Source organism: Pseudomonas sp. AC252, assembly GCF_979258105.1.
This window is the reverse complement of sequence record NZ_OZ409837.1, coordinates 3,226,021-3,248,804: the sequence shown is the minus strand read 5'-3', so window position 1 is coordinate 3,248,804 and position 22,784 is coordinate 3,226,021. Positions and strand designations below refer to the sequence as shown.

Here is a 22,784-nt window from a genome sequence, read left to right as displayed (position 1 = left end):
CAGTGCGACCCGGACGCTGGTTGTCCGGACTACCCGCTCTGTACAGAAGGAGACGTTGAATGCCTTATCAACCGAATGACCTCTTGAGCCGTCATTTTCAGGAAAGCGGCGACCTCATCCGCGAGGTCGAAGCACAGCTCAACCATGTTTCCCCCAACAGCCCGAACATCCCTATCTACCGCGACATGATTCTCACCGTGCTGCGCATGGCTCAGGAAGACCACAACCGCTGGAACGCCAAGATCACTCTGCAAGCCCTGCGTGAACTGGAGCAGGCGTTCCGTGTGCTCGAACAATTCAAGGGCCGGCGCAAGGTCACCGTGTTCGGCTCGGCACGTACGCCAGTGGAACATCCTCTGTATGCAATGGCCCGTGAGCTCGGCGCAGCGCTGACGCAGGCAGACATGATGGTTATCACTGGCGCTGGCGGCGGCATCATGGCCGCCGCCCACGAAGGGGCCGGACGTGACCACAGCCTGGGCTTCAATATCACCCTGCCCTTCGAACAGCACGCCAACCCGACCGTGGATGGCACCGACAAGCTGTTGCCCTTCCACTTTTTCTTCACCCGCAAACTGTTCTTCGTCAAAGAGGCTGATGCGCTGGTGCTGTGCCCGGGCGGCTTTGGCACCCTTGATGAAGCGCTGGAAGTGCTGACGCTGATTCAGACTGGCAAAAGCCCGTTGGTGCCGGTGGTGTTGCTGGATGTTCCGGGCGGCACCTTCTGGCAAGGTGCGCTGGACTTCATCCGCAATCAGCTGGGAGAAAATCGCTATATCCTGCCGACCGATATGAAGCTGATGCGACTGGTTTACAGCGTTGAAGAAGCGGTAGAACAGATCAATCAGTTCTACAGCAACTTCCACTCAAGCCGCTGGCTCAAGCGCCAATTTGTGATTCGCATGAACCATAAGCTCAGCGACCAGGCACTGGCGCAGATGCAGGAGGAATTTGCTGATCTGTGCCTGAGCGACGGGTTTCATCAACACGCCTACAGCGGTGAAGAACACGACGATGCGCAGTTCAGCCACTTGGCGCGATTGGCGTTTGCCTTCAATGGCCGCACTCATGGTCGGCTGAGGGAATTGGTGGACTTCATCAACCTGGCGGAAAACTGGGCCGACTCAAAACCGCCCGCAGCACAACGCTCACGCGAGCCTTTCAACGTAATTTGAAGGCAAAAAAAGGCCCGCTATTTTCTAAAAAATAGCGGGCCTTTTTTGTTGAATCGGTCTAATCGTCCATCCCTCGACCGCTGAACAAGCGGTTGATCATCTCCATCGAAAACCCCCGATACGCCAGAAACCGGCCTTGCCTGGCCCGTTCTTTCGCATCAATCGGTAAATGCCCGGAGAACTTGCGTTGCCACGTATCCTGAAGCTGCGCCTGCCAGTTGATACCGCTTTCGCGCAGGGCAATTTCAATATCGGTGCGTTGCAAACCGCGCTGGCTGAGCTCCTCACGAATTCGCAATGGGCCATAGCCGGAACGGGCGCGGTAGGAGACAAAACTTTCAAGGTAACGGGCTTCGGAAAGCAGACCCTCTTCCGTCAAACGGTCGAGGGCTGTTTCGATCAGCTCCGCCTCGGCGCCGCGCTGACGCAGCTTACGCGTCAACTCGACTCGACCATGCTCGCGACGTGCGAGCAGGTCCATGGCGGTTCGCCGCACCGCGACGAGAGTATCGAGTACAAGTGTCATTCAACGACTCAAACGTCGACATCGGCCTCGGCCATGTTATCGAGCTTGTCCCGGGAGGCCAAAGCCTTGACGTCTGCCACTGGGGCCAGCAGCTTGTCACGCAGTTGCTTCTCGAGCTTCGCGGCGATTTCCGGGTTGTCTGCCAGGAACTTGGCCGAGTTGGCCTTGCCCTGACCGATCTTGGTGCCTTCGTAGGCATACCATGCGCCGGACTTCTCGACGAAACCGTGCAGCACGCCCAGGTCGATCATCTCGCCATTGAGGTAGATGCCTTTGCCGTAAAGAATCTGGAACTCGGCCTGACGGAACGGCGAAGCCACCTTGTTCTTCACAACCTTGACGCGGGTTTCGCTGCCGACCACTTCGTCACCTTCTTTCACCGCGCCGGTACGGCGGATGTCGAGACGAACCGAGGCGTAGAACTTCAGCGCGTTACCACCAGTAGTGGTTTCCGGGCTGCCGAACATCACGCCGATTTTCATTCGGATCTGGTTGATGAAGATGACCAGGCAGTTCGCATTCTTGATGTTACCGGTGATTTTACGCAGCGCCTGAGACATCAGACGGGCTTGCAGGCCGACGTGCATGTCGCCCATTTCACCTTCGATTTCAGCCTTCGGTACCAATGCGGCCACGGAGTCGACGATGATCACGTCAACAGCGTTGGAGCGCACCAGCATGTCGGTGATTTCCAGGGCCTGTTCGCCGGTGTCCGGCTGGGAAACCAGCAGGTCATCAACGTTGACGCCCAGCTTGCCGGCGTACTCTGGATCGAGAGCGTGTTCGGCGTCGACGAATGCGCAGGTCGCGCCAGCTTTCTGCGCCTGGGCGATGACCGACAGTGTCAGTGTGGTTTTACCGGAGGATTCAGGACCGTAGATTTCAACGATACGACCTTTTGGCAGGCCGCCGATGCCGAGTGCAATGTCCAGACCCAGAGAGCCAGTAGAGATGGATGGGATCGCCTGACGGTCTTGATCGCCCATACGCATTACGGCACCCTTGCCGAATTGACGTTCGATCTGACCCAGGGCCGCAGCCAAGGCTTTCTTCTTGTTGTCGTCCATTAAAGTCCTCACGTAATCAATAAGGCCTGACGGCCAACACCTGTATAAGTAGCCAGTATTATTCCACAGCGTTCGAAGATCGCCTACCCCTGATTTTCGATTTCTCGTGCCGCTAGTCGCACAAGCCCCTCCAGCGCGGCCTTCACCGTTTGTCGGCGGACTTCGTCGCGGTTGCCAGGGAAGTGTTGAACCTCGCTGTAAATCGCATCGCCCACGCCCCAGGCCAGCCACACCGTACCCACCGGCTTGTTCGGCGTGCCGCCGTCGGGACCGGCAACACCGCTGACCGCCACGGCAAAATGCGCCAGGCTGTGCTGCTGCGCACCGCGCACCATCGCCTCGACCACTTCACGACTGACCGCGCCCACCGTCTCGAACAAATCGCCCGGCACAGTCAACTGCCGGGTTTTCTGTCGATTGGAATATGTCACGTAACCCGCTTCAAACCAGGCCGAACTGCCGGGAATCCGCGTGATCGCTTCGGCAATCCCGCCGCCTGTGCAGGACTCGGCGGTAGTAACGTGGGCATTGAGCATTTGCAGACGTCGGCCCAGTTCTGCGGCCAGTTGGGTGGTCTCTTTCACGGCGAGCTCCGGATCGTGTGGAATGCCTTCACCGTACACGAGCCGGACGCGCTTTCAATACACAGAATCATTCAAAATGTTCGGGCGCCAACGCTCTGACGTAGGCCTGACAAGCCTGCAAAGCGATCAATCCACGGTCCCCGGTGTCGGTGATGGCGATAATTCGTTGAGCATGCGCCGGGTCAAGTCGGGCGCGTACGGTTGCAGAATCCACGCCGCCGGTGCCGGCGGTGGCTGGCACCGCGCAGCCGTGGGCAACGTCGCCGGCGTCGAGAAGGACTGACAGCCGCACATCGGCAGTAGCAAGGCGATCGCGCAGGCGATCCTGATCACGTTGGGCATCGCTCAGCGCTCGATAATGGGTTTGTTCACTCGCCGCGAGCCGTTGCTCCAGGGCCAGGCGTTTATCCTGCTCGGCCTGCTGCGCGCTCAAGGCGGTCTGGGTGAGTTGATTCTGCGTCTCGGCGTTTAACCGCGCCTGTTCGGCCAATTGCCGCCCGTAGCGCCAGTCCTGAAACTGCCACGCCGCGACGAAAGCTCCGGCCACCAGCAACAACAGACCAATCACCCGCCAGGAGCCGGACATAACACCGCCCTCGCCCGCGCCCAGATTTCCAGACGATCCTGCAAACCGTTCAACCCGCCGTTGATTCGGCGGGTGATGGTGTTGAACTGGTCCGCGTCGGCCAGCTCGTTCAGGCCCTTCTGCGCCCAGAACCATGCCGCCGATTCGGCCGCCCACTGCGGTTGTTCGAGCAACTCGGGCAATGCCAACAGACGCTCATCGCCAAACAAGCCGAGGCTACACTGGCGATAGTTGGCGCGACCGGTGATTTGAATGAGTCCACGCCCTCGGTACTTTTGCCCGTCGCCATCCGCCTCGGGCGTATTGCCCAGACGCAGCGCCAGCGTGCCGGTGTCGTATTTGCTCAGGTATTGGTTGTTGCCCAGTTCGCGCACGTAACGCAATTGGCCCGACTCGTGGCCGACCTGTGCCAGAAACGCGGCGATGCGCTTGGGCGTATCGATGCGCTGCCTGGCCATGGCGGAGTTGAGTGGCGAAACAAAAACGCCCGCTTGGGAGCGGGCGTTGGGCATGATGTCGATAAGGTGTTTTTCAGTTAATTGCATGATGCTTGATCCTCCCTGGATGTTGCCCCGATTGAATCATGGTTGACGGCTGATGCCTGTCAGCCATTTCTTTCTGAAGTTTTCAGGCAATAGAGCCTCGATCAAGCTGCTTCAGATTACAGCAGCCAACCACCCCGGAGCCAACGGCCGATACTCGCTGAACGGAAAAAATGATCCCTGCGGCCAGTCACGCAACTCACGACGATAGACTTGCAATTGTGTGTATTGCTCGGTAGTCAGCGTGGTACCGCCGCCGTCCTCAAGTTCGTCCCGGTCACGCGCCACCAAACCGTCAGTGGCGGCCAGCTGGGCCGTGCGCCAGGCGCGCTCGGCGTCAGCGGCTGCATCCGGCGAGGGTGGCGGTGGATCGACCAGAATCGGGTAGCCGTTAGCCTCGCTCACGCCAATCATTTTTGGCGTAACCGCCAACTGTTGCAGTAATGAGATCCAGTAGCCCTGAGGAATCTCGATTACGTCATCGGGAATATCCGTCGAATTGATACCCGGCACATACGCGCCTTTGGTGCTGGCGCTGAATAAAACGGTGAAGGGGTTCATTCAGTAGCCCTTTGCAAAATAATTCACCGACCAACCGGCGCTGACTTGACCAGCAGCATTGCGAATTCTCAGTGTGCAGCCCTTTGCGCTGTACGCCGTTACCGCAACCATCGCCGCATCGCCCCCCGTATGTGTCGCCACCAGCGAGAAATATGCCTTGGGAAACGTCATCGGAAATGTCACGTAGACATCCCCCTCGGCGTTCGATATCCCCGTGCCCCACTGATCGATGTTGCCACTGGCGTGTTTTTGATACCCGGGATTGCTGACCATTCCGGAAAACAGCGCGGCATATTTCAAACTGGCGGTACCGTAAACAGTCCAGATGCCGCTCTCTTTGACAAAGTTGGCGCTCTCCCCGCTGTTCATCACAATCGAGGTCAGATAGGCGCCTTGGGGGCTGATCTGTGCACCGGACTTACTCGCAACCGTGACCGGTGCGCTGTTGCGGCAGTGCAGGCCAATGCTCGCACCATCAGGTACCGAGGCGACGTCAGGCAGGGTAACGGTATAGGAAACGGTCCCGCCCATTCCGATCGAGCAGCCGATATCAGCGATCGATAGTTGCGTTGCGGCGGATATTCCCCGTGCACTTGCGTAATTGCCCAACGCACGCTGAACAAACTCCGCAGTGGCCACTGACCGACCCTTATCAAACTGGGCAGCAGTCAAAAACAGCGCCGGACTGCGAAGTGCGCCCAGCAATTGATCATTGGTCGTCTCGTCCGGCGTTAGACCTGCCGCCTGCACAACACTCAGAATTTCCTGCGTTACACCATTACCCCACACAGCAGGAATCAGCGAGCCCGGCGCTCCGCTTGCAAGGTTTTCATCCACGAACCTGCCATTGACCAGTCCGATATTGGGCACACTCTTTGGATAATCCATTTTTAGTCTCCGGCTGTTATTCATTCGACGCCGAGAGTGCACGCAGCCGGCCCGGTCTTGCGACCGCTCTGCAAGTAGCAAAAATGCTGTGCAGCATTCTAAGGGCCATGTACTCGGCTCATGCACCAAACATTCAATCAGGCTGCGGTGGCCAATCGACCGCGCGAGGAAAAGCGGGCTGGCTTTCGACTCTTGAAAGCAGTACCCGGTACTTTCTCCAGAGATCAAGTTTTGCCTGAGTCAATGGCAACTGCGTGATTTCCTCATCTGTGGCCATGCCCAGCGCCTCGGAGTCCTGCAGAGTGCTCAAGTCACCCTGCAACTTTGCGATCATCGATGAAGCCAGCGCCGAGAGCGCGGAAGATTTCATACGCATTGCATCTTTCAGTTGTTCTTCGTCGGGTTCGGCAATGTCGCCGTATTCCAGAGCAGCTGCCCGTTCAAACAATTCTCGACCGTGACGCTCCGGATCGTTCGGCGAAGCCGTAAAGGGTACTTCACCCAATGATTCTCTGGTCTCTTCGAAAGTTACCAACAGGTTCAACGAGGTATGTTCCACGTCGTTCCAGCAGGGCTGACGCGCACTCAGAATTGTCATCATTTCAATAAACCCTCAGGCATAGAACAGTTGAGTCAGGGCTGGCACCGTCGGCATTTCGGATTGCCCCCATGATTCGCCAAGTGCCGGCAGGTGCGCCGCCCCAGGCAGAACCGTCGGTGGCCGTGAACCGGCAGTTGACGCCGGCAGCAAGTGCGCCCGGCCCTGTAGCGCCTCCTCCGCCAACGACTAACAACGCATAAGAACCGACCACTCCTGCTTCGGCGGTTGATTGCGCAGCGACCGCTTTGGCATTACCGATGCCGTCGGTCCAGATGCTGCCCAAATCAGTTGCATCGACTTGTGCTCGCAGAGACGTACCGTCGGCCGCCCAGCCGATCATTACCGTATTGTTCGACTGGAAGTTTCCTCCGCCCTGGCGAACCGGTGTGAACCCCAGACGAGGCTGCAAAAGATAGACGCCGTTATCGGAAGTACGCCGCATATAGGGCTGATTCGGATCATTACTGGCAAACCCTGCCCAAGTAATGCCGTCACTGAGCACCCGAGCACTGACCTGGCCGGTAATCTCGGCACGCGTCATCCCATCCGTGATGCCATAGCCCGCAAGTGTCGAGGCACTTTTCGCCAGCATCACGACTTCGTTGCTGTTCTTGTTTCGCATATAAGGAGAAGCGGAGTTCCCACCTGCGAAACCGGCCACAGAACATGTATCCGAAGCGATTTTGGCGTCCAGCAAGCCATTCGTCGCACTCTTGCTGTACACGTCCGCGACGTTGGCCTTGGTCCCGGGGTCAAAGTTGGCCGAACACCACAGGTTGCCAAAACTGGTAGCGTCCACTTGGATCAAGATGTTCTTGCCGTCCCAGCCAATGGATACCGTGTTGCCAAGTTGCCCGGCGCCACCGCCCTGTTTCACAAATGCGCTGTTGGCAGCCACTTTCGTGTACGCATCCACTATGCCGTAGCCATCAAGGGTTGTCGGATTGGAGCCGGCTGTGACTTGCCCCCGTGCATTGACCATGACCTTGCGGTATTCGCCAGATGCGACCCCGGTGTACCCCGCCAGCAATTCAAACGTCAGCGCAGTGGTGCCGACCTTGATCGGACCTGGTGTGGTCAGTTGCCAAAGGCGGGACCTGTTCACCACACCTTCATCGGTCGCAATGACAAAGCTGCTGGTCACTTGATAGTCCTGCGCGGCATCCACGGCGCGCGCCCATGAGCCGGCAGCCACCACGTAAACACCGTTTTGCGATGCATTGGCCTGGTCTTTCACCAGCACTCGATCTGCCACGGCCAGTTGTACACCGTCGATGTTCTGCAAACCGCTGAGGGCAATTGTTCCCGTGGTCGCTACCCGCACCGAGTTCTTGAAGTCATGAGCGGCAAAACTCTGGATGGCTTGCAGCAACTGCGTTGAAACATCTTCCTCGGGCTCCATCCCCGCCGCTTTGATCACGTTCAGGATCTCTTGGGTAACCGCATTGCCCCAAGTTGCCGGGATCAAAGACCCAGGTGTTCCTGCGACCGGGTTCTCGTCCACAAACTGTCCATTCACCAGCCCGACACCGGGGGTGTTTTTCGGGTAATCCATACTTTTTAACCTCTAGTCATAATTGATGTGCACACGGGTATGCGCAGGTGCACTGCGATGGATAAGGCACTCCAGGGCGCTACCGGGATTTACACCAAAGCGCTCACCCCAATAACTGGCGCCGAAACGGCGGCCGATGAATTGCCGACCACCGGTATTGAGCGTCCACATGAACTGCGCCTGCCAACTGCCAAAGTGCCCTTTACCGAAACGTGAGCGCCCCATTCGTGGTGCTCTTAACTCAGTCACGCTGGCGTTGGGATAGCCTTGGGTTCTGGCGATTTCGACGAAGTAGCCTATGGTCTGGCTACCGACTGCGAGCAGGCGCCGGCGCACCGCCAGACGACGGTCGTCGAACAACGGCTTCTGTCCAAGGCACGGATCAGGCAAATTCATGACCCGCTCCCAATCGGGTACCAACTCGCTGACGCCGGCAGGATCCATTTCGTTTTGCAGGTCAACGGCGCGGGCGTCCAGACGCGACAGCTCCTGGGAAATACTCACGAGCACTGCGTCCAGTTCAGGCACTCGTTCCGGATCCCAGGCCGGACCACTGGGCAGCAAGTTGCGTAACTGGGCCTGATATTGCACCGCAGTTCTTATGCCTCCCATATGCAACCCCCGAAGGTCAGCAACTGGTTCTCGGTCGGCACGACATTGCCAACGGGCGCGATCAGTTGGTGGTCATACTCGCCGGTGGCGCTACTGATCGCTTCGCGAATATGACTTTGCAGCAAGGTGTCGCCCAGACCGGCCTCGCGGTTGTGCAAGTCATGCAGTTGCGCTTGCACCGCGGCCCGCACGGCGCTGGTATCAGGACTCAAGCGTATTTTATAGGTGACCGGGACCTGCTCCGGAGCCAGCACATGCACTTCGGCGGTCACCGGACGCAATGGTTCTATATAGGCCTGAACCTCGGCTAATTGCTCAGCCCCGGGAATCGGCTGCGTATCGTCATCGCGCATGATGAACAGGCTGACAATGCCCATGCCGCCATCGCCGCCACGGCACCACGCACGGGTCACGCCCGGCACTTCCAGTGCCCACGTCTCGTAGTCACTGGCCGAACCGCCATGGGGAATCACCCGATAGGAACGAATCACCCGCGAGCGCAGCGACTCGAGGCTTTCGCGGGCCACGCCACCGCTGAGGCCCGGCGCCAGCACCACGAAGCTGTTGCCGACAATCCCGGCAATCGGTTGCACCGGGGTCAGCGTCAGACCGGCGTCGGCATTGCCCAGGCTGCCGGCCTCCAGCGCCGCAATCGTGGTGGTGTTGCTGCCATTGACCGTAGTGCGCGCGGTGGTGACTTTGTAGGTGCGGCCATCGTTCGCTTGCAGCAGAGTGTCAACGTCGAGCACCGCGCCAGGTGTTGCAGTAAAACCGACGCTGCCGGTAGCCACTTGTGCAGCTTTGCGCGGCTGGTTCAGGCGCAACGCGGCAATGCGTTCCAGTGTCGATTCATCGGCCTTGTCGGGCAGGATCTGTTGGGCAATCCAGTCGAGATAACCGTACAGGCCATAAGCGGCGCCGCCGAGGGTGCGGGCCAGCACTTGCGCATCGGACTGGCGCAGCGAATCGCCGGCCAGGTCGCTTTGGGTGCGCTTGATCAGCACCGGCAGCGAAGGGGTTTCAAACGGCATAGATCACCTGCCAACTGTTATCGGGGTTGATGTCCAGACGTTCACCGTCGGCCAGGGTCAGGACCGTGCGCAGGTTCAGGCGCTGGGCGTCGAGGCGTTCGCTGATAATGTCGATGGCGCTGCAGTGGCCGTCGTCGAGCAGCCATTGCAAGGCTTCGCGGGCATAGAATTCGGCGTCCATTTGCGTCTGCCGGGTCAGCTTGACCCGGCGCAGCAGCCACAGCCGCGAGCCGATGCGATCGTCGGCAACCGTGGGAAAACTGTCGCCCCACCAGCCGAAGCGTTCTTCGTCATCGAGGGCGTCGTCATCAGCGGCGCGACGCCAGGTGAACAGACTGATGAGCACGGCACGGGTCAGCGCGGCGTGGAGGTTCTGGCTGATGAACATCACTGGCCTCCTGCCGGCCCGCCGGTCTGACCGTTACCGGCCTGCACGCCAACATGCACGTGTTTGATCTGGCTGATGCCGCCAGCCAGTTGATCACCGGTGGAAACGATCTTGCCGGTCTGGTTTATCACCGGCGTGTCGAAGTTCACCGCGCTACTGGCGCGGATGTTCAGCGTGGCGGTCTCGATGTCGATGATCCGTCCGCGCTTGAAATGAATTTTGTCGCCCTCGTCGGTGTAGATCGCCACTTCACCGGCAGCGAGCGCTTGCAGGCGATAGCGGCGGTCGGCGATGACCAGGGCGATGGCATGGGAACGGTCGCCGCCGATGAAGGTGACGACCCCTTCGGCGCCAGCCAACGGATGGCTGGTGAAACCGTAGGGTTCGAAGTGTTCGAGGTCGTCGTTGACTTCACCGGCGGTGAGGCGCATTTGCAGCGATTGCAGCTTGGATGCCGAATTGGCGAGCACGACAGTGCCGCGCGCCAGCAGGCGTGTCAGTAGGCTCATGGGTTTCCTTAGACTTTGTCGACACAAACCCTGTGGGAGCGGGCTTGCCCGCGATGGCGGTGTGTCAGGGAAAAAATGTATTTGTTGTCACGACCGCTATCGCGGGCAAGCCCGCTCCCACAGGGGCCATTGTCGCCAGCAGGATCCTGCGTCAGGCCTGGGATTGCTTCGGGGGCGTCGGATCAGGATCAAACGTATGCGGCGGGGCCACTTGCAGCGTGGTCACCGAACCCTGCGCCGACAACGAATAGGTGACCTTGGAAATCAGCATGTCGCCATCGAAATCCAGCACCGGATCCTTGACCTTCACCAGCGTGTTATGGCGCCACAAATCGCCATTGCTCTGCCGCCAGCCCTGCACCTGATAGGTGGTGGTCTGTGCGCGGCCCATGCGGGTCGCGCTTTCCCATTGGGCACGCTGCTGCGCCAACTCAAAGGTCAGTTGCGTGCCTTCGTTGATCACCGTGGTGCGCCGCCGTTTGAAGCTCAGATCGGCCGCCGTCGACTCGACTTCGCTGACCGCCGCGCCGCTTTTTGCATCCGAGCCTTTCTGCTGGCCGATCACCCGGTATTCGGAGAACACCTGGCTGAAATCCATCGGCGCATTGGCCGACAGGATGTTCTTGCCCAGCTCCAGCGCATCGCTGGCGCGGCCACCGCTGCCGGGTTTGGCCAACACCAACTGGCCCAGCTCGTTGTCGGTGGAAAACACCCGCAGCAGCGACAGCAATCGGTCGATCGACTGGAATGCCGTTTCACCCGGCACGATGGTGTGTTTGGTCAGGCGTGTGGTTTCGCTGATCTCGTTGACCACTGACAGCCCATATTCGCTCGCCAGATCGCGGACGATAGTCAGCAAGGGTTGTTGCTGCCATTGGCTGGGCAGGTTGCGGGCGGCGCAATCGACCAGATCCTGGGTCTTGGAACTGCCTTCGATGGTCAGGCTGATCTGCCGCCCGTCATAGCGGATCGGTGCTTTGAACACGTAACCGGTGAGCACCAGGTCCTTGCCGATTTTCACTTCGCAGGGGTCGCCGGGTTTGATCCTTTGATCCACGGTCTGACCGGGCCACTGCCAGGTAATGTCGAGCTTGAAAGTGCGGAACTGACGCTCCAGATCGGCGGTGATTTCGACGCTTTTCCAGCCGCCGTATTCCATGTCGTTGACCGTCAGTGTGGCGTGATTGTCCATCTCGTTCATGGCGTCACTCCCGCGAGACTTTCACATCGTTGGGCGAGAAACCCGGATGGGTGATCGCGTTGCGCTGAGTCACCTCTTCGACTCGCGTGGCGTCGCCGAACTGCTTGTAGGCCACGACCACTGCCGGAAAGCTCTCCTGAAACGATTTGCTGACTTGCCGCACGCCGGAGGACGCCACCGCTTTGAGATGAGCAACCAGCGCTTCCTTTACATCGTTGATGGCCTGGAAGTGCGCAGGTCCGGCTTTCGCCAGCATTGGATCAATGGCGGCAGTCACCGCCGCGCGCAGGGCTTGCATGTCATCGCTGACAGGGACTTCCTGACGGCTGACCGGCGACGTCGACTGTTGAGCCACCGACGGTGTCGACGCCAGCTTTACCGGCGTGCTCGCCACCGGCATCGACGCGACCCACTGCGCGACTTTGACCAGCAGCGTGTCCTGCACCAGATCGGCCATGGCCTGCGCGGCGGCATTGGTGTCCTTGCCCGTGGTGATCTTCGGCGCATCGGCCTTGCGAATCGCTTCGAGTTGCTGCGACACGTCGGCAATCACGCCACGGTAGCCTTCCTTGGCGAACGCTTTCAGCTCCTTGATATCACCGAGCAAACCCTTGAATTCCGCCGCCACTTCCTTGGGCAATTCCTTCACGGCTTTGACCAGTTCAGTGATCTGGCGGTACTGCTCGATCAAAGGTTTCAGTTGCTCCTTGATCACCTCGTAAACCCCGGTGAGGCTGTTGCGCAGGTTGGTGATGCCGATCCGCGCTGCCTTGATCAACGTCATCGCCTGTTCGAAACGCGCCACCGCCGAACCCAGCAGACCGTCGGCCTTGGCCAGCAGCACTTTCTGCGTACTGACCGTGGCGGTCGGAAACGGCAGGGGTTGGTCGGGATAGAACTTCAGCGCGAATGTCACTAGCCCACCGTCCTGGCGGGTGTGGGTCATGTCGCATTCACCGACCTTGACCTGCAGACGTCCGAGCCACGGATGCACCAGTTCGCCACGGCCCTGCTCCAGCGCTTTGAGCAGCTCGTCGCGCTGCTCCAGGCAATCGGGGCCGATGAGGAACGCCGTCAGATCGTGGGTCTTGGCCTGCTGGCCGAGGTCCTCGAAAAACGGCAGGTCGCGTTGCGGGTATTCATGCAACTGCCCTTTGCGACCGACCGGGGTTTTCGCCTGGTCGATCCAGAAACCGACACCGCGAAAGGATGCCGGCAACAAACGGTCACGCCAGTTCATTGGGAACCTCCCATCGACAGTGAGCGATAGCCGATGCGTGAAGACACGGCCAGGCCAGGTTGATTGGTTTGCGGTTGTTCGGTGCGCAGGCCGGCCGGCGCATTTTCGAAGCGCACGGTCAGCCCGCCTTCAAGTTGCGTGCGGTTGTTGGCAGCGCTTTGCTGGATCAGCGCGCTGGAGGTTTGCGGCAACGAACCGCTTTGCAGTGTGCCATTGCCAACAGGCGCCGGGTTGGCAGCGAAGAACGCCGGCGCCAGTTCGCCTTTGCCTTCGGCATTGGTCTGGCGTTGTGCTTCAGTGAGAGTTTCAACCTTGCCGGTGACCTTGGCGATCAGTCCGGCGAAGCCACCCTCGAACAATTCCTTGATCGGCGCGATGACGGTTTGCAGCTTTTGCCACAACTCGCCGAACCACTCGGTGATCGGTCCCCAACTCTCGATGATCTGATCCAGAGGCTTCCATTCGAACAGGCCGTGCAAAAAATCCACGACCGGCGCGGACAGTGCCAATACAACGCCCCAGATCGCCGAAAAGACCTCACCGATTGGCTGCCAATACTGGGCAATCTGCTCCAGCGGCGACCACTCGAACAGGCTGGTGAAAAAGCCTCTGACCCGCTGCACAGATGTTTGCAGCGCCATCCAGATCGGTTCGAAAAACCCGACAATCCCACCCCAGGCACTGGTCAGCATTTCCATCGGGAAAAAATCGAACAGCGTCCGCACGATGTCCCGGGTGCTTTGCACCGCCGATTGCAGCGTCGTGAACATCGGTTCGAAGAACGTGACGACACCACCCCACGCGTCGGTAATCATCTGCATCGGCGAGAAATCGAACAGCGACACGAGGAATTCTTTCGCCGGTAGCGCGACTTTTCGCAGACCGCTGAACATCGGTTCGAAGAACGTCACGACACTACCCCACGCATCGGTAATCATCTGCATCGGCGAGAAATCGAACAGGTTTCTGAGAAACGCCATCACCGGCACACTCAAGGCCTTGAGCAATTCCCAGATCGCCGAGAACAGGCCGGTCAGCGGCCCCCAGTTTTCGATGATCATGCCGGCAGGCGACCACGCGAAAACCGACTTGAAGAAGTCGATCACTGGCGCCGTCACAGTCATGACCTTGCCCCAGATAGCCGAGAACAATCCCGTGACCGGTTGCCACAACGCCGCCAGGGCGGCCAGCGGTCGCCAGTCGAGTATCGAGCGCAACGTCGCCATCGCACCCGTCCCGGCGTTTTTCACGCCTTCCCACATCCCGGTGAAGAACGCGCTGATCGGTGTCCAGTTGGCCACGATCAATCCGGCCGCCACGGCAATGCCCACGGCGATCAGCATGATCGGGTTGGTCTTGAGCACCATGCTCATGACGTCCATCACCTGGGTCATACCGGTGACCGCGGTTTGCATGGCGGAGAAGGCAATCGCCCCCGCCGCCAGGCCTTCGACCAGTTGCGGATTGTCAGCGAGCAGGCTGCCGACCTGAGTCAGCACCGGTTCCAGACCAACCACCAAAGCCCCGACGGCCGGCACCAGCGCGGCGTCGACCGAAGCCGAAACCTTTTCCATCGAAGCGCTGAACACATTCATGTTCTGCGCCGCGACTTTCGGCGCGGCGGGCAGCTCGACGGTTTTCGCCGTATCGCTGACTTCGCTCAATTTGCCCTGGAACGCCGCCGCCGACTTGATCCCTTCCACGAAAGGCGTGATCACGCTGCCGCCCTTGAACAGACCACTGATGTCCAATTTGCCGAGGCCGGTCTGCTCGAGATTGTTTTTGAAACTCTCAACCTTCACGCGCAGGGCGCCCAGTTTGGGCGAGAGTTCATCGATGCCGGTGATCAGCACCGGTTTCGGGGTTTTCTTCTCTTCGTCTGCCATCACTGCACCTGCTGCATCGCATTGATCCGTTGCGCGTGCTCCAGCGATTCGCGGAGCACATCCAGTGGCCTGGCCATCATCTGTTCGGGGTCAACCTTCCAGAACCAGGCCAGGTCATAGGCGACGGCGATCAGGTCGGTGATGGCGCCGACGCCGCACTCATGAAAAAACTCGCAACGGCCCAGCTCAGCGCATTGAGGTCAGCCAGATCGAGCTGGTTGACCGACGACGGCGGAATGCCGGCGCACACGGCGATGTATTTGGCCGCCACGTCCATGTCGAGGCTGACTTCTTCACTCTTGTCGATCTTGTACGGCAGCGCCTTGATCGCTCGCACTTCCTGCACCGTCGGACGGCGCAGGACGAGTTCGGTCAGAGGCTCGCCGTGGGCTTCGATTGCTACTTGAAGCTTCACGGCGCCGCTCATTGCCAGGTCCCCTTGATGCCTTCGAATTTCAGTTCGATGGTGGCGTCGTCGCCCTTGGAGACTGGCTCCTCGACCAGATAGGCGCCGGCCAGCACGTAGACTTTGCCGTTGCTGAATTCGCAGGTGACGGTGATATCGGTGCCTTCGATCAGCTTCTTCAGCGGGAAGTCGGCGGTGTGCAGCGCGGTCACTTTGAACGACGGTGCGATGTCGGTTTCCTTGTAGAAACCGGGCACGACGGTTTCACGTTTGACGGCCATCAGCGGGGCTTCGCAGCCGCCATTGATGGTCAGTTGTGCGCCGTCGACCTTGACGTAGCAGGTGCCTGCAATCAGTTGACCCATGGTGTTTCTCCCTTGAATAAAAAAGCCCACGCGAGGTGGGCTGAATGCTTAGCGACGACGGCGCCGATCAGGCCGCGTCGTCGTACTGCAGACGGAACTGGTTGAGCAGCGCGAACACGCGCAGACCGTTGATGTAGTCCGGCGGGAACAGCACGTTCACGCGGCTCGGGTCCTGCACGTCACGCTCGACGATCAAGTGCTCGGCGAACAGCTCGGCGTTCTCCACATGACCTTCCAGCTCAAGCTTGGCGTACTGCGCGATCAGCTCACCGCGAATGGTCGCTGGCGTGACGATCGGTTGGCCGGCGCCGAAACGGGTGCCGTCGGAGGCCAGTTTGTGGCGGCCGTACTTGCTGGTGATCACACTTTGCAGACGACGCACGATGAACGCCGACTGATGCATGGTTTCGCTGTCCAGATAGGAGTTGTCGGCCTGACCGTAAGCGTTCTTCTGGTAGGTGGTGATCGAACGCTGGATGCGCACGTAACCGCCTTCGTAGTAAGCAGTGGCGATGCCGTAGTTGAGCAGCGACTGACGCTCGGTCAGGGTGAAACGCTCGCTTGCCGGCGCCGGGTCGACGCCCGGCAGGCTGCCGCTTTGTGTCGGGCGGCTGGCGTCGGCGGAGATGAACACCGCCGTGCGCGCTGCCAGTGCCGCCGCTTGTACCCAGAACGGTTGCGGTACGCCCGGCTCCAGCGCCTGGATGGTCATGTGCTGGTCATTACGCGCCTGGCCTGCGGCGACCAGCGTGCCGACCGTGCCGCGTTTGGCGCTGTAGACGTGACCGAACAGTTGCTTGGCCCACGACCAGCGCCCGCTGCTGTCATCCATGATCGCTTGCCAGGTATTGAGGGTGGCCAGATCGGACCACGGCAAGGCGATGAATTCGAACGGTTCATCGCCCAGTGCCGCGACGGCGGCGATCTGATCCGGCACTCCAGCGCCGCCGGTCATGGCGGTGATTGCACTGGTCAGGCCAGCCGGAGTTTCTTCGCCGTTGCTCTTGCCCAGGCGATTGAATTGCAGGCTGATGTCATTGCCGCTGTCGCCGGTCCATTTGGCGTTCAGGGTGACAATACCTTCAGCAGCGGCCGCGCTGACCGGCAGGTCGGCAGTGGCGTTGATTTTCTGCGCCAGTGCAGTGGCCGCTTGCGCGGCGGTGGCGCCATTGACCACGGTGGCTTGCACACGTACGCCGCCGACATACAGGTTGAGCATGCCCGCCTGGGTCGCGGTGCCGGTCAGAGTCAGCACACCCTTGGCGATTGCGCCTTCAGTGTTGTGCAGCGGCAGGCACCAGATCTCGCCGATCGGGTCGGCCTTACGGAAGGTCTCGTACATCGAGGCGAGCATCGAGCCCTGGCCGCCGATGCTTTTCGCCAGCGCCACGCTGGAAACCAGCACCAGTTTGCCGACTTCAGTCGGGGCAATATTGTCGTTGACCTGCGCGACGATCAAACGGCGCATGGCCGAGGTCGCGCTGTTGGCGGCCGAGTTGTCCATTTCGGCATAGAACAGCGGCACACGAATGTCCGCCGGGATGTTGCTGAATCCGATCGCCATTATTTGGCTCCCTGTGGTTTAGCCGCTTTTGCGGTTTTGAGTGTGATATCGCCGTCGGCCAGACGCCGGCGCCACCAGGCGCTGTCCAGCACTTCACGGCCTTCGGCAGGTAGCAAGTCGCCCGCCTCCGGGTCAGGTACGACACGGCCAGCGGCCGGCACTACGGTAATGCGGTTGCTCATGGGGTTACGTCTCCAGAGAAAGTCATTTCCACCCGGCCATCCGGGCCCGGGCGTTGCAGATTGGGGTCAGCCGGATCGATCGCATCGACCCGCACCGTCATCCCGGTAAAGGACGACAAAGCGTCCAGTTCGCGCTCGTGCCAACTCTCCGCAGGCTGACTTGGCAGATTGCGGCCGAGCTGGAACTCGGCATAAAAACGCAGCCGATAGAACACGCGGCTGCTGTTGATCGACGCGAGTTCACCGCCGTCGTAGACGATGGCGCTGTAGTCGGCATCGGGCTTGAACCCCACCAGTGCGCGCCACAGTTCGGCGCGCAGGTCGTGCAACAGATCCAGCGCTTTTGTCGCGTCGGTCGCGTCAAGCACCAGGACGATTTCGAAGCGCTCGCGGATCGGTTGGGTGACGAGGTTTTGGGTGGTGCTGTTGCTGGCCAGATCGGCGATTGGCAGCACGTGGGCCGAAGGTGTTGGCAGATCCGGGTTGCCTTGCAGCGCCAGATCGAGGCCCACCGAAATATGATTGGCAAGCCCAGGGCATTGCCCACGCAGTTGCGTGAGGATCGGGGTGATCTTCATGGGGGTGTTCCGAAGTAAGAGAAATTACAGTGAACGCCGCAGTCCCTGTGGGAGCGAGCCTGCTCGCGAAAGCGGTCGATCAGTCACATCGATGCTGAAGCTGACTTCCCTTTCGCGAGCAGGCTCGCTCCCACAGAAATATGCATTCGGTTCAGGATTACTGTTCAGCCTTGGGATCCAGGCACGACGCATCAATCAGGCAGCGATAGCTGTTCTCGCGACTGCCGCTGGCGGTAACCTTGTCGATCGACCAGCGTCCGCGCATGAAGTCCGGCCAGCTCGCATCGAGCAACAGCAGACCTTCGGCCGCCAGGCGCGGATCGCCCGGGCAGGTGATCTTCACCTTGTACTTTTGGCGCAGCATCTTGCGTACTTCGCCCTCGCCTACCGCGATGGCATCCGCTTCGCTGGGCTGCTTCTGGCGCACGGTCTTGAACGGCGCTACGCCCGTCTCGACCCAACGCAACACCCCGGCCGCCGCATCCCAGAAACAGGTCTTGCAGCCCTTGACCTGCTCGCGGGCCGATTCTTCCAGCGTGGCGCTGATGAATGCGTGATCGCCGGGGCGATTGTTGTGCGTAACCGACAGGGCCACGTCCGGCAGAATCTGCCCCGACAACGACTTGGTCTGCCCGGGCCGCGCCAGCACATACACGTCGCCGTAAGGCTTGGCCACGACGTTGTACTTTTTCGCCAGACGCGTGACAAAACCCATGTCGGTCTCGTTGGACTGGTCGATGTGCTCGATGCGGATCAACGAAACTTCAGGCGCGACCCGTGGCGAAAAGCCGTGGGGTTCTACCAGCTTGCGAAATAACCCGCCCAGCGTCGTCGGCCCATGACTGACGGTGCGGCGCTGCTTGAAGCCGGTTTCATCATCCTTGCTGAACGGCGCCGCAGTGGCCACCAGTGTGAGGCGAAACGGGAACAGTGTCGGCGTCAGACGCGTCACTTTGAACTGGCCTTTATCGATCATTGCGGTTTCCCGATAACCGACTTGCAAACCAATTTTTCCGCCCAGACTCGGCAGCCCTTCAAGGCCCTCCAAATCGATGGTCAGCGTCAGCTGATCGGACTCGAAACCGGCGGCATCAATGTGCTCCCAACTGATCAGACGCTGATTGAGCAGGGCCGCGTTGGCCCCGTAGATATTCACCGCCGGCGTAAATCCCAGTGCCATGCCCCCTCCTTAATCCCAGGCCGTCGCTGCTTTGACCACCGCGGGTTTCACGGCCAGTTCCGGCAGCTCGACCCAGACGCCAGCAGGCAGAATCGACCCGTGCTCGGCCAAGGTCGGGTTGAGTTTCCACAGCGCCTCTTCAGCGGTGTCATCACTGCGCCCGGTTTCCCGAAAGAGCAGCAGATTCACCGAGTCACCGGCCACGCTTCGTGCCTTACGCATTGTTGAACTCCGCCAATTCAATGACCCAATCGACCACCATCGCCGTGCCGTCATCGATGATCTGGGTCTGGGTTTCCTGAACGCTACTGATCCGCCACAGGCCCCAATTGCGACCAATCCCGTCGATCAACGGCAGCGGGGTACGCAGAGCCTGTAGCGCACGCAACTCATCGAGCCGATCCATGGCTACGGCGTACATCGACTTGCCGGTGATGGTCAGGGTTTCCGGTTTTTGTCCGGTCTGGCTGGACTTGGGTTTGCTGGTGAGGATCTGTATCTCGGTCCAGCCGCCATCAGACTTGCGCAGTAACTGGTGGTACGCAAAGTTGCGCGACAGGCCGAAGATGAAACTGCCCAGTGCCATTTGTTGTTTCATCAGGCGACTCCATCGGTCAGGGCTGCATCGCGGCGCGTGGCAAGAGGGTTGTTGGTCATCAACGGGGTGATTTGCATGAATTGGTTTTGTAGATGTTGCGCGACCAACAGACCGATCTTGTCCGAGCTGCCGGGATCGCTGCAGTAGACCTGCACAGTCGGTGCATACGTCAGCGGCTGCGCTGCAGGCTGAGCAGTCGTCAGTTCTTTACTGACCTGCTCGGGCGCAGCGAGCTTGTCCGGTGTTGGCGCAACCAGTTTCTCTCCCAGCCAACTGCCTCCTTCCGAGCCGAGCCACCCACCGATGAGCCCACCAATGAGGCCGCCTACCACCATGCCCGGCGCCAACCCGATGCTGCCTATCGATGCACCTATGGCGGAACCGGCGGCCGCACCGGCCCAGCCACCGCCAGCGGCACCCAGGCCTGTCGCCATTTTGCGCTTGTCACCGCTGGCTACGCCTTCGACGACATCGGCGGCGCCGATTGCCGCCTTCACCGGCCAAGGCATGATTCGTGACACGGGGCGAATTTCAGCGGCCGCAACGCCCAGGCGCGGAGCACTGGGCCATGCTGCCTGTTCGAATATCTTCAACCCGTTTCTGGCGCTGGAAGCCCGATTGGCAATGACGGGCCCCGCCCCCTGAGTAAGCGAGTTCACAGCGGCACCCGCTGATCCAGCCGGTTTCCAGCGATCAGGAATACGGCTGGCGGCTTTATCGACAATGCCTTTGCCTAAACGCTCCTTGAGTTGATCGGCAACCGATTCGAGAACGAAGTCGAACACTGGTTTAGCCCACTCAGCCGCCGTCAAAACGGCACCGGTGGTTTTCGGATAGGTTTCGGCCAGCTCACTCAACTTATCGGTCGAATGCGTATCGCCCGGTTTCTCGATGTCGGGTGCCAATGCGTTGCCTTTGGCGACCGACAAGCGCTCCTCTCGCGCATTCTTGATGTTCAACTGCCCTTGTTGAGTATTGGCGAGCGCCAGCGCGGACGCTTTCACCGAGGCGTTGTTGCCCAGGGCCGAGGTCGCATATTGGCGTTTATCGGTTACCTGGAAAAACGCTTCGTTGACCTGTGCCAGGTTCTGCGAAAGCGCGAGCGCGGCATTGCCACTGTCGGCAAATAGCGTGCGGGCCAATGCCGTACGTTGTTCGACGGGTTTGGCGTTCAGCGCAGCCAGCACCGTCAGCACAGCGCCTTGTTGCGAGCCTTGGTTGCCGGTATCGCGCAAGGCTTGCGCAACAGCTTTGGGATCAAGCTTCAATTGTTGCCAGGCGGCCGCTTCAGCCGCGGAGGCCTGGTCGCCTTTAGCCAACGCATCGGAAATGTTTTTCAGCGCAACGCCGGCATCATCCTTTTTCACGCCAGCGTTCAGCAGTGCTGCCGACAGCGCCGCTGCCTTTTCCGGTTGCAGGCCGGCGGCTACTGCTGACTCACCCGACTGTTGCAGGACTGCACCGATGTCGGCTGACTGCACATCCCCAGGCAGCTTGCCGAGGTGGTTGACCGCGTCTGCCAGATCAACGGCCTCGTCCCGCGTAAGCTTCATCGAGGTCCGCCAGACCTTGGCCATTTCGGCCACTTCCATCGCCGGGAGCTTGAAGGCCGCCGCCGTGATCGCCACGTCGTTGGCAAAGGTCAGCAACTCGAGCTTTTTGTCAGAAGCATTGGCGTATTGGCTGCCAAGCCCTGCTTTGGCTGCCACGCTTGCGACATTGACCAGATCCACCCCGGTAGTGCCACCCGCCGCTACTAGCGGGGCGCTGGCCATGATCAGGCTGGACTGGGCGACGTCCTTGCCATCTTTGCGCGAAATTGCGGCGACGCTGCTCAGCGCGGCCGCCGCCGTATCCATTGCCAGCGCCGACTTGCGGGTTGCTGGAAGCTCAGCATTCGCTGAGGGTTTTTCCTCGGTTTTGCGCGCGCCGGATGAGTCGCCCTTCGCTCCAGTACTGGACGTCAGTGACAAAGAACGTAGCGCCGCGAGCGTCACGTTCAACGCGTCTATCGCCGTAGTGAGCAGACTGATCTTGCCGCTGGCCGTCAGTAACGCCTGATGCAGGCCGCCCGTCTGGTCTGTGGCGAGAAGTGGTCCGGGTGCTGCTCCCAACGCCGCTGCGCTCAGGCTGATATTGGCCAGCGCGAGGCCCTTGCTGTCGTCAGCATTCGTTAGCGCAAATTGATTCACTGCCATTGCCGCTCTACTCCTGTTTCACGCCAAGGCGAGTGATCGCTATGTCGTAGCGGCGCAACGCCTTCTCGGCGTCCCATTCCAGAATCTCCGCCTCACTTACCGAGTAAATGAGCGGGACGATATCGAGGATTACTTCGATGTCGCGTTCCGAAAGTAGGCCGCCGGCTGGTTTAAAAAATCGTCTATGCGCACCTGCAATTGCGTCCAGTCCGGGACGGTCAGCTGGGCCAGATCGGGGATCATCAGGCCGGTGCAATGGGCGGTGATGAATTCGGCGCGTTCCTTCGCCGTTTTCAGTTTCTTCATCACTTTGGTGGCGCGCAGCACGGGCATTTCCAGACTCAGAGACGTCACGGTGCGGCCGGTCACGGCGAGCGGTTGCAACAGTTGAATCTCATCTGAATCGACAGACGTTTTCCCGTCTTCGACCTGTTCGAGAAAGTACGAACTCGGCCGGGTGGACATCTCATGGACGTACTGAGCGATGCTCACGTAATCCGGGCGTTTGAGCTGGTCGAGTTCCTTGACCGACAGGCCGGTGGCGAGCAACGCCAGCTCGAAAAACTGATCGTCTTCGTCATCGCCAGCGCGTTCCAGCGCTTCTTTCTGGGCGGCGTAGAACAGCGGTTTGAGCTGGATCGTTTCAATCTGCGAACCGTCATCGCCGGTGATCGGCGACAGCAGTTCGTGTTGGGGTGGCATCCACGGCATGTATGAATTCCTTGGTGATTCTTTGGGAATTATTGAAATCCCTTGTGGGA

27 protein-coding genes are annotated in these 22,784 nt (G+C 59.9%); 1 reads left to right on the top strand and 26 read right to left on the bottom strand.

The window, feature by feature from the left end:
* Positions 1-59: 59 nt before the first annotated feature.
* Entirely contained in the window at positions 60-1,175 is a 1,116-nt protein-coding gene (locus tag ACZZZ4_RS14745) for an LOG family protein (protein ID WP_463548100.1), read from the top strand.
* A gap of 58 nt (positions 1,176-1,233) precedes the next feature.
* Here the strand turns inward: ACZZZ4_RS14745 and recX are convergent, their stop codons facing one another.
* From recX to ACZZZ4_RS14615, 26 genes are all read right to left on the bottom strand, one after another.
* Positions 1,234-1,701 (bottom strand): recombination regulator RecX, encoded by a 468-nt coding sequence (recX, locus tag ACZZZ4_RS14740; protein ID WP_039762574.1) that lies wholly within the window; start codon positions 1,699-1,701, stop codon positions 1,234-1,236.
* A gap of 8 nt (positions 1,702-1,709) precedes the next feature.
* Complete coding sequence (recA, locus tag ACZZZ4_RS14735) at positions 1,710-2,768, bottom strand: recombinase RecA (RefSeq protein WP_039762573.1); 1,059 nt, start codon at positions 2,766-2,768, stop codon at positions 1,710-1,712.
* Between the two features lie 83 nt (positions 2,769-2,851).
* Positions 2,852-3,352, bottom strand: coding sequence for a CinA family protein (locus ACZZZ4_RS14730; protein ID WP_039762709.1), 501 nt, complete (start codon positions 3,350-3,352; stop codon positions 2,852-2,854).
* Positions 3,353-3,419: 67 nt separating this feature from the next.
* Positions 3,420-3,938: a lysis system i-spanin subunit Rz gene (locus ACZZZ4_RS14725; protein ID WP_039762571.1), complete on the bottom strand. Its 519-nt coding sequence runs from the start codon at positions 3,936-3,938 to the stop codon at positions 3,420-3,422.
* Complete coding sequence (locus ACZZZ4_RS14720) at positions 3,917-4,483, bottom strand: glycoside hydrolase family 19 protein (RefSeq protein ID WP_463548099.1); 567 nt, start codon at positions 4,481-4,483, stop codon at positions 3,917-3,919. The genes ACZZZ4_RS14725 and ACZZZ4_RS14720 overlap by 22 nt, the downstream gene beginning before the upstream one ends.
* A 111-nt stretch (positions 4,484-4,594) precedes the next feature.
* Positions 4,595-5,041, bottom strand: coding sequence for a tail fiber assembly protein (locus tag ACZZZ4_RS14715; protein WP_039762567.1), 447 nt, complete (start codon positions 5,039-5,041; stop codon positions 4,595-4,597).
* Entirely contained in the window at positions 5,042-5,929 is an 888-nt protein-coding gene (locus ACZZZ4_RS14710; protein WP_129998800.1) for a gp53-like domain-containing protein, read from the bottom strand.
* Between the two features lie 133 nt (positions 5,930-6,062).
* A complete protein-coding gene (locus tag ACZZZ4_RS14705) occupies positions 6,063-6,530 on the bottom strand; it encodes a tail fiber assembly protein (protein WP_039762562.1) in 468 nt (155 codons plus the stop codon).
* 1 nt (position 6,531) lies between these two features.
* The gene (locus ACZZZ4_RS14700; protein ID WP_039762561.1) at positions 6,532-8,085 is read right to left on the bottom strand and encodes a hypothetical protein; all 1,554 of its coding nucleotides are present in this window, start codon (positions 8,083-8,085) and stop codon (positions 6,532-6,534) included.
* 12 nt (positions 8,086-8,097) lie between these two features.
* Positions 8,098-8,697 carry a YmfQ family protein gene (locus ACZZZ4_RS14695; RefSeq protein ID WP_080769426.1) on the bottom strand — a complete coding sequence of 200 codons (600 nt, stop codon included), beginning with the start codon at positions 8,695-8,697 and terminating at the stop codon, positions 8,098-8,100.
* Positions 8,685-9,728, bottom strand: a complete 1,044-nt coding sequence (locus tag ACZZZ4_RS14690) for a baseplate J/gp47 family protein (protein WP_463548098.1) — start codon at positions 9,726-9,728, stop codon at positions 8,685-8,687. Before ACZZZ4_RS14690 ends, ACZZZ4_RS14695 begins: the two co-directional genes overlap by 13 nt.
* Positions 9,718-10,116 (bottom strand): phage GP46 family protein, encoded by a 399-nt coding sequence (locus ACZZZ4_RS14685; protein ID WP_016771422.1) that lies wholly within the window; start codon positions 10,114-10,116, stop codon positions 9,718-9,720. Before ACZZZ4_RS14685 ends, ACZZZ4_RS14690 begins: the two co-directional genes overlap by 11 nt.
* Positions 10,116-10,625, bottom strand: a complete 510-nt coding sequence (locus ACZZZ4_RS14680; protein ID WP_463548097.1) for a phage baseplate assembly protein V — start codon at positions 10,623-10,625, stop codon at positions 10,116-10,118. The genes ACZZZ4_RS14685 and ACZZZ4_RS14680 overlap by 1 nt, the downstream gene beginning before the upstream one ends.
* Before the next feature lie 151 nt (positions 10,626-10,776).
* Entirely contained in the window at positions 10,777-11,826 is a 1,050-nt protein-coding gene (locus tag ACZZZ4_RS14675; RefSeq protein WP_463548096.1) for a phage baseplate assembly protein, read from the bottom strand.
* Between the two features lie 4 nt (positions 11,827-11,830).
* On the bottom strand, positions 11,831-13,066 hold the full coding sequence (locus ACZZZ4_RS14670) for a DNA circularization protein (RefSeq protein ID WP_463548095.1): 1,236 nt from the start codon (positions 13,064-13,066) through the stop codon (positions 11,831-11,833).
* Positions 13,063-14,952, bottom strand: coding sequence for a phage tail protein (locus ACZZZ4_RS14665; protein WP_463548094.1), 1,890 nt, complete (start codon positions 14,950-14,952; stop codon positions 13,063-13,065). Before ACZZZ4_RS14665 ends, ACZZZ4_RS14670 begins: the two co-directional genes overlap by 4 nt.
* A 130-nt stretch (positions 14,953-15,082) precedes the next feature.
* Positions 15,083-15,379 carry a phage tail assembly protein gene (locus tag ACZZZ4_RS14660; RefSeq protein ID WP_007908778.1) on the bottom strand — a complete coding sequence of 99 codons (297 nt, stop codon included), beginning with the start codon at positions 15,377-15,379 and terminating at the stop codon, positions 15,083-15,085.
* Positions 15,376-15,723 carry a phage tail tube protein gene (locus ACZZZ4_RS14655; protein ID WP_007908779.1) on the bottom strand — a complete coding sequence of 116 codons (348 nt, stop codon included), beginning with the start codon at positions 15,721-15,723 and terminating at the stop codon, positions 15,376-15,378. The genes ACZZZ4_RS14660 and ACZZZ4_RS14655 overlap by 4 nt, the downstream gene beginning before the upstream one ends.
* 67 nt (positions 15,724-15,790) lie before the next feature.
* Positions 15,791-17,287, bottom strand: a complete 1,497-nt coding sequence (locus ACZZZ4_RS14650) for a phage tail sheath subtilisin-like domain-containing protein (protein WP_129998795.1) — start codon at positions 17,285-17,287, stop codon at positions 15,791-15,793.
* Positions 17,287-17,469 (bottom strand): DUF2635 domain-containing protein, encoded by a 183-nt coding sequence (locus ACZZZ4_RS14645; protein WP_039762541.1) that lies wholly within the window; start codon positions 17,467-17,469, stop codon positions 17,287-17,289. Before ACZZZ4_RS14645 ends, ACZZZ4_RS14650 begins: the two co-directional genes overlap by 1 nt.
* The gene (locus ACZZZ4_RS14640) at positions 17,466-18,047 is read right to left on the bottom strand and encodes a phage tail terminator protein (protein WP_463548093.1); all 582 of its coding nucleotides are present in this window, start codon (positions 18,045-18,047) and stop codon (positions 17,466-17,468) included. Before ACZZZ4_RS14640 ends, ACZZZ4_RS14645 begins: the two co-directional genes overlap by 4 nt.
* A 157-nt stretch (positions 18,048-18,204) precedes the next feature.
* The gene (locus tag ACZZZ4_RS14635) at positions 18,205-19,227 is read right to left on the bottom strand and encodes a phage late control D family protein (RefSeq protein WP_415763503.1); all 1,023 of its coding nucleotides are present in this window, start codon (positions 19,225-19,227) and stop codon (positions 18,205-18,207) included.
* Positions 19,228-19,236: 9 nt separating this feature from the next.
* Positions 19,237-19,449 (bottom strand): tail protein X, encoded by a 213-nt coding sequence (locus ACZZZ4_RS14630; protein ID WP_463548092.1) that lies wholly within the window; start codon positions 19,447-19,449, stop codon positions 19,237-19,239.
* Positions 19,442-19,825 carry a phage tail protein gene (locus ACZZZ4_RS14625; protein WP_129998792.1) on the bottom strand — a complete coding sequence of 128 codons (384 nt, stop codon included), beginning with the start codon at positions 19,823-19,825 and terminating at the stop codon, positions 19,442-19,444. Before ACZZZ4_RS14625 ends, ACZZZ4_RS14630 begins: the two co-directional genes overlap by 8 nt.
* A complete protein-coding gene (locus ACZZZ4_RS14620) occupies positions 19,825-22,023 on the bottom strand; it encodes a phage tail tape measure protein (protein ID WP_463548091.1) in 2,199 nt (732 codons plus the stop codon). The genes ACZZZ4_RS14625 and ACZZZ4_RS14620 overlap by 1 nt, the downstream gene beginning before the upstream one ends.
* A 129-nt stretch (positions 22,024-22,152) precedes the next feature.
* The gene (locus tag ACZZZ4_RS14615; RefSeq protein ID WP_463548090.1) at positions 22,153-22,734 is read right to left on the bottom strand and encodes a phage tail assembly protein; all 582 of its coding nucleotides are present in this window, start codon (positions 22,732-22,734) and stop codon (positions 22,153-22,155) included.
* Between the last annotated feature and the right edge of the window lie 50 nt (positions 22,735-22,784).

Coding starts and splice junctions, on each gene's coding strand:
- ACZZZ4_RS14705 (WP_039762562.1), bottom strand. CDS start 6,530: ATGATGACAATTCTGAGTGCGCGTCAGCCCTGCTGGAACGACGTGGAA.
- ACZZZ4_RS14715 (WP_039762567.1), bottom strand. CDS start 5,041: ATGAACCCCTTCACCGTTTTATTCAGCGCCAGCACCAAAGGCGCGTAT.
- ACZZZ4_RS14650 (WP_129998795.1), bottom strand. CDS start 17,287: ATGGCGATCGGATTCAGCAACATCCCGGCGGACATTCGTGTGCCGCTG.
- ACZZZ4_RS14745 (WP_463548100.1), top strand. CDS start 60: ATGCCTTATCAACCGAATGACCTCTTGAGCCGTCATTTTCAGGAAAGC.
- ACZZZ4_RS14710 (WP_129998800.1), bottom strand. CDS start 5,929: ATGGATTATCCAAAGAGTGTGCCCAATATCGGACTGGTCAATGGCAGG.
- ACZZZ4_RS14675 (WP_463548096.1), bottom strand. CDS start 11,826: ATGAACGAGATGGACAATCACGCCACACTGACGGTCAACGACATGGAA.
- ACZZZ4_RS14635 (WP_415763503.1), bottom strand. CDS start 19,227: ATGGCACTGGGATTTACGCCGGCGGTGAATATCTACGGGGCCAACGCG.
- ACZZZ4_RS14720 (WP_463548099.1), bottom strand. CDS start 4,483: ATGCAATTAACTGAAAAACACCTTATCGACATCATGCCCAACGCCCGC.
- ACZZZ4_RS14670 (WP_463548095.1), bottom strand. CDS start 13,066: ATGAACTGGCGTGACCGTTTGTTGCCGGCATCCTTTCGCGGTGTCGGT.
- ACZZZ4_RS14615 (WP_463548090.1), bottom strand. CDS start 22,734: ATGCCGTGGATGCCACCCCAACACGAACTGCTGTCGCCGATCACCGGC.
- ACZZZ4_RS14655 (WP_007908779.1), bottom strand. CDS start 15,723: ATGGGTCAACTGATTGCAGGCACCTGCTACGTCAAGGTCGACGGCGCA.
- ACZZZ4_RS14685 (WP_016771422.1), bottom strand. CDS start 10,116: ATGTTCATCAGCCAGAACCTCCACGCCGCGCTGACCCGTGCCGTGCTC.
- recX (WP_039762574.1), bottom strand. CDS start 1,701: ATGACACTTGTACTCGATACTCTCGTCGCGGTGCGGCGAACCGCCATG.
- ACZZZ4_RS14660 (WP_007908778.1), bottom strand. CDS start 15,379: ATGAGCGGCGCCGTGAAGCTTCAAGTAGCAATCGAAGCCCACGGCGAG.
- ACZZZ4_RS14630 (WP_463548092.1), bottom strand. CDS start 19,449: ATGCGTAAGGCACGAAGCGTGGCCGGTGACTCGGTGAATCTGCTGCTC.
- ACZZZ4_RS14690 (WP_463548098.1), bottom strand. CDS start 9,728: ATGCCGTTTGAAACCCCTTCGCTGCCGGTGCTGATCAAGCGCACCCAA.
- ACZZZ4_RS14695 (WP_080769426.1), bottom strand. CDS start 8,697: ATGGGAGGCATAAGAACTGCGGTGCAATATCAGGCCCAGTTACGCAAC.
- ACZZZ4_RS14665 (WP_463548094.1), bottom strand. CDS start 14,952: ATGGCAGACGAAGAGAAGAAAACCCCGAAACCGGTGCTGATCACCGGC.
- ACZZZ4_RS14620 (WP_463548091.1), bottom strand. CDS start 22,023: ATGGCAGTGAATCAATTTGCGCTAACGAATGCTGACGACAGCAAGGGC.
- ACZZZ4_RS14680 (WP_463548097.1), bottom strand. CDS start 10,625: ATGAGCCTACTGACACGCCTGCTGGCGCGCGGCACTGTCGTGCTCGCC.
- recA (WP_039762573.1), bottom strand. CDS start 2,768: ATGGACGACAACAAGAAGAAAGCCTTGGCTGCGGCCCTGGGTCAGATC.
- ACZZZ4_RS14700 (WP_039762561.1), bottom strand. CDS start 8,085: ATGGATTACCCGAAAAACACCCCCGGTGTCGGGCTGGTGAATGGACAG.
- ACZZZ4_RS14725 (WP_039762571.1), bottom strand. CDS start 3,938: ATGTCCGGCTCCTGGCGGGTGATTGGTCTGTTGTTGCTGGTGGCCGGA.
- ACZZZ4_RS14645 (WP_039762541.1), bottom strand. CDS start 17,469: ATGAGCAACCGCATTACCGTAGTGCCGGCCGCTGGCCGTGTCGTACCT.
- ACZZZ4_RS14640 (WP_463548093.1), bottom strand. CDS start 18,047: ATGAAGATCACCCCGATCCTCACGCAACTGCGTGGGCAATGCCCTGGG.
- ACZZZ4_RS14625 (WP_129998792.1), bottom strand. CDS start 19,825: ATGAAACAACAAATGGCACTGGGCAGTTTCATCTTCGGCCTGTCGCGC.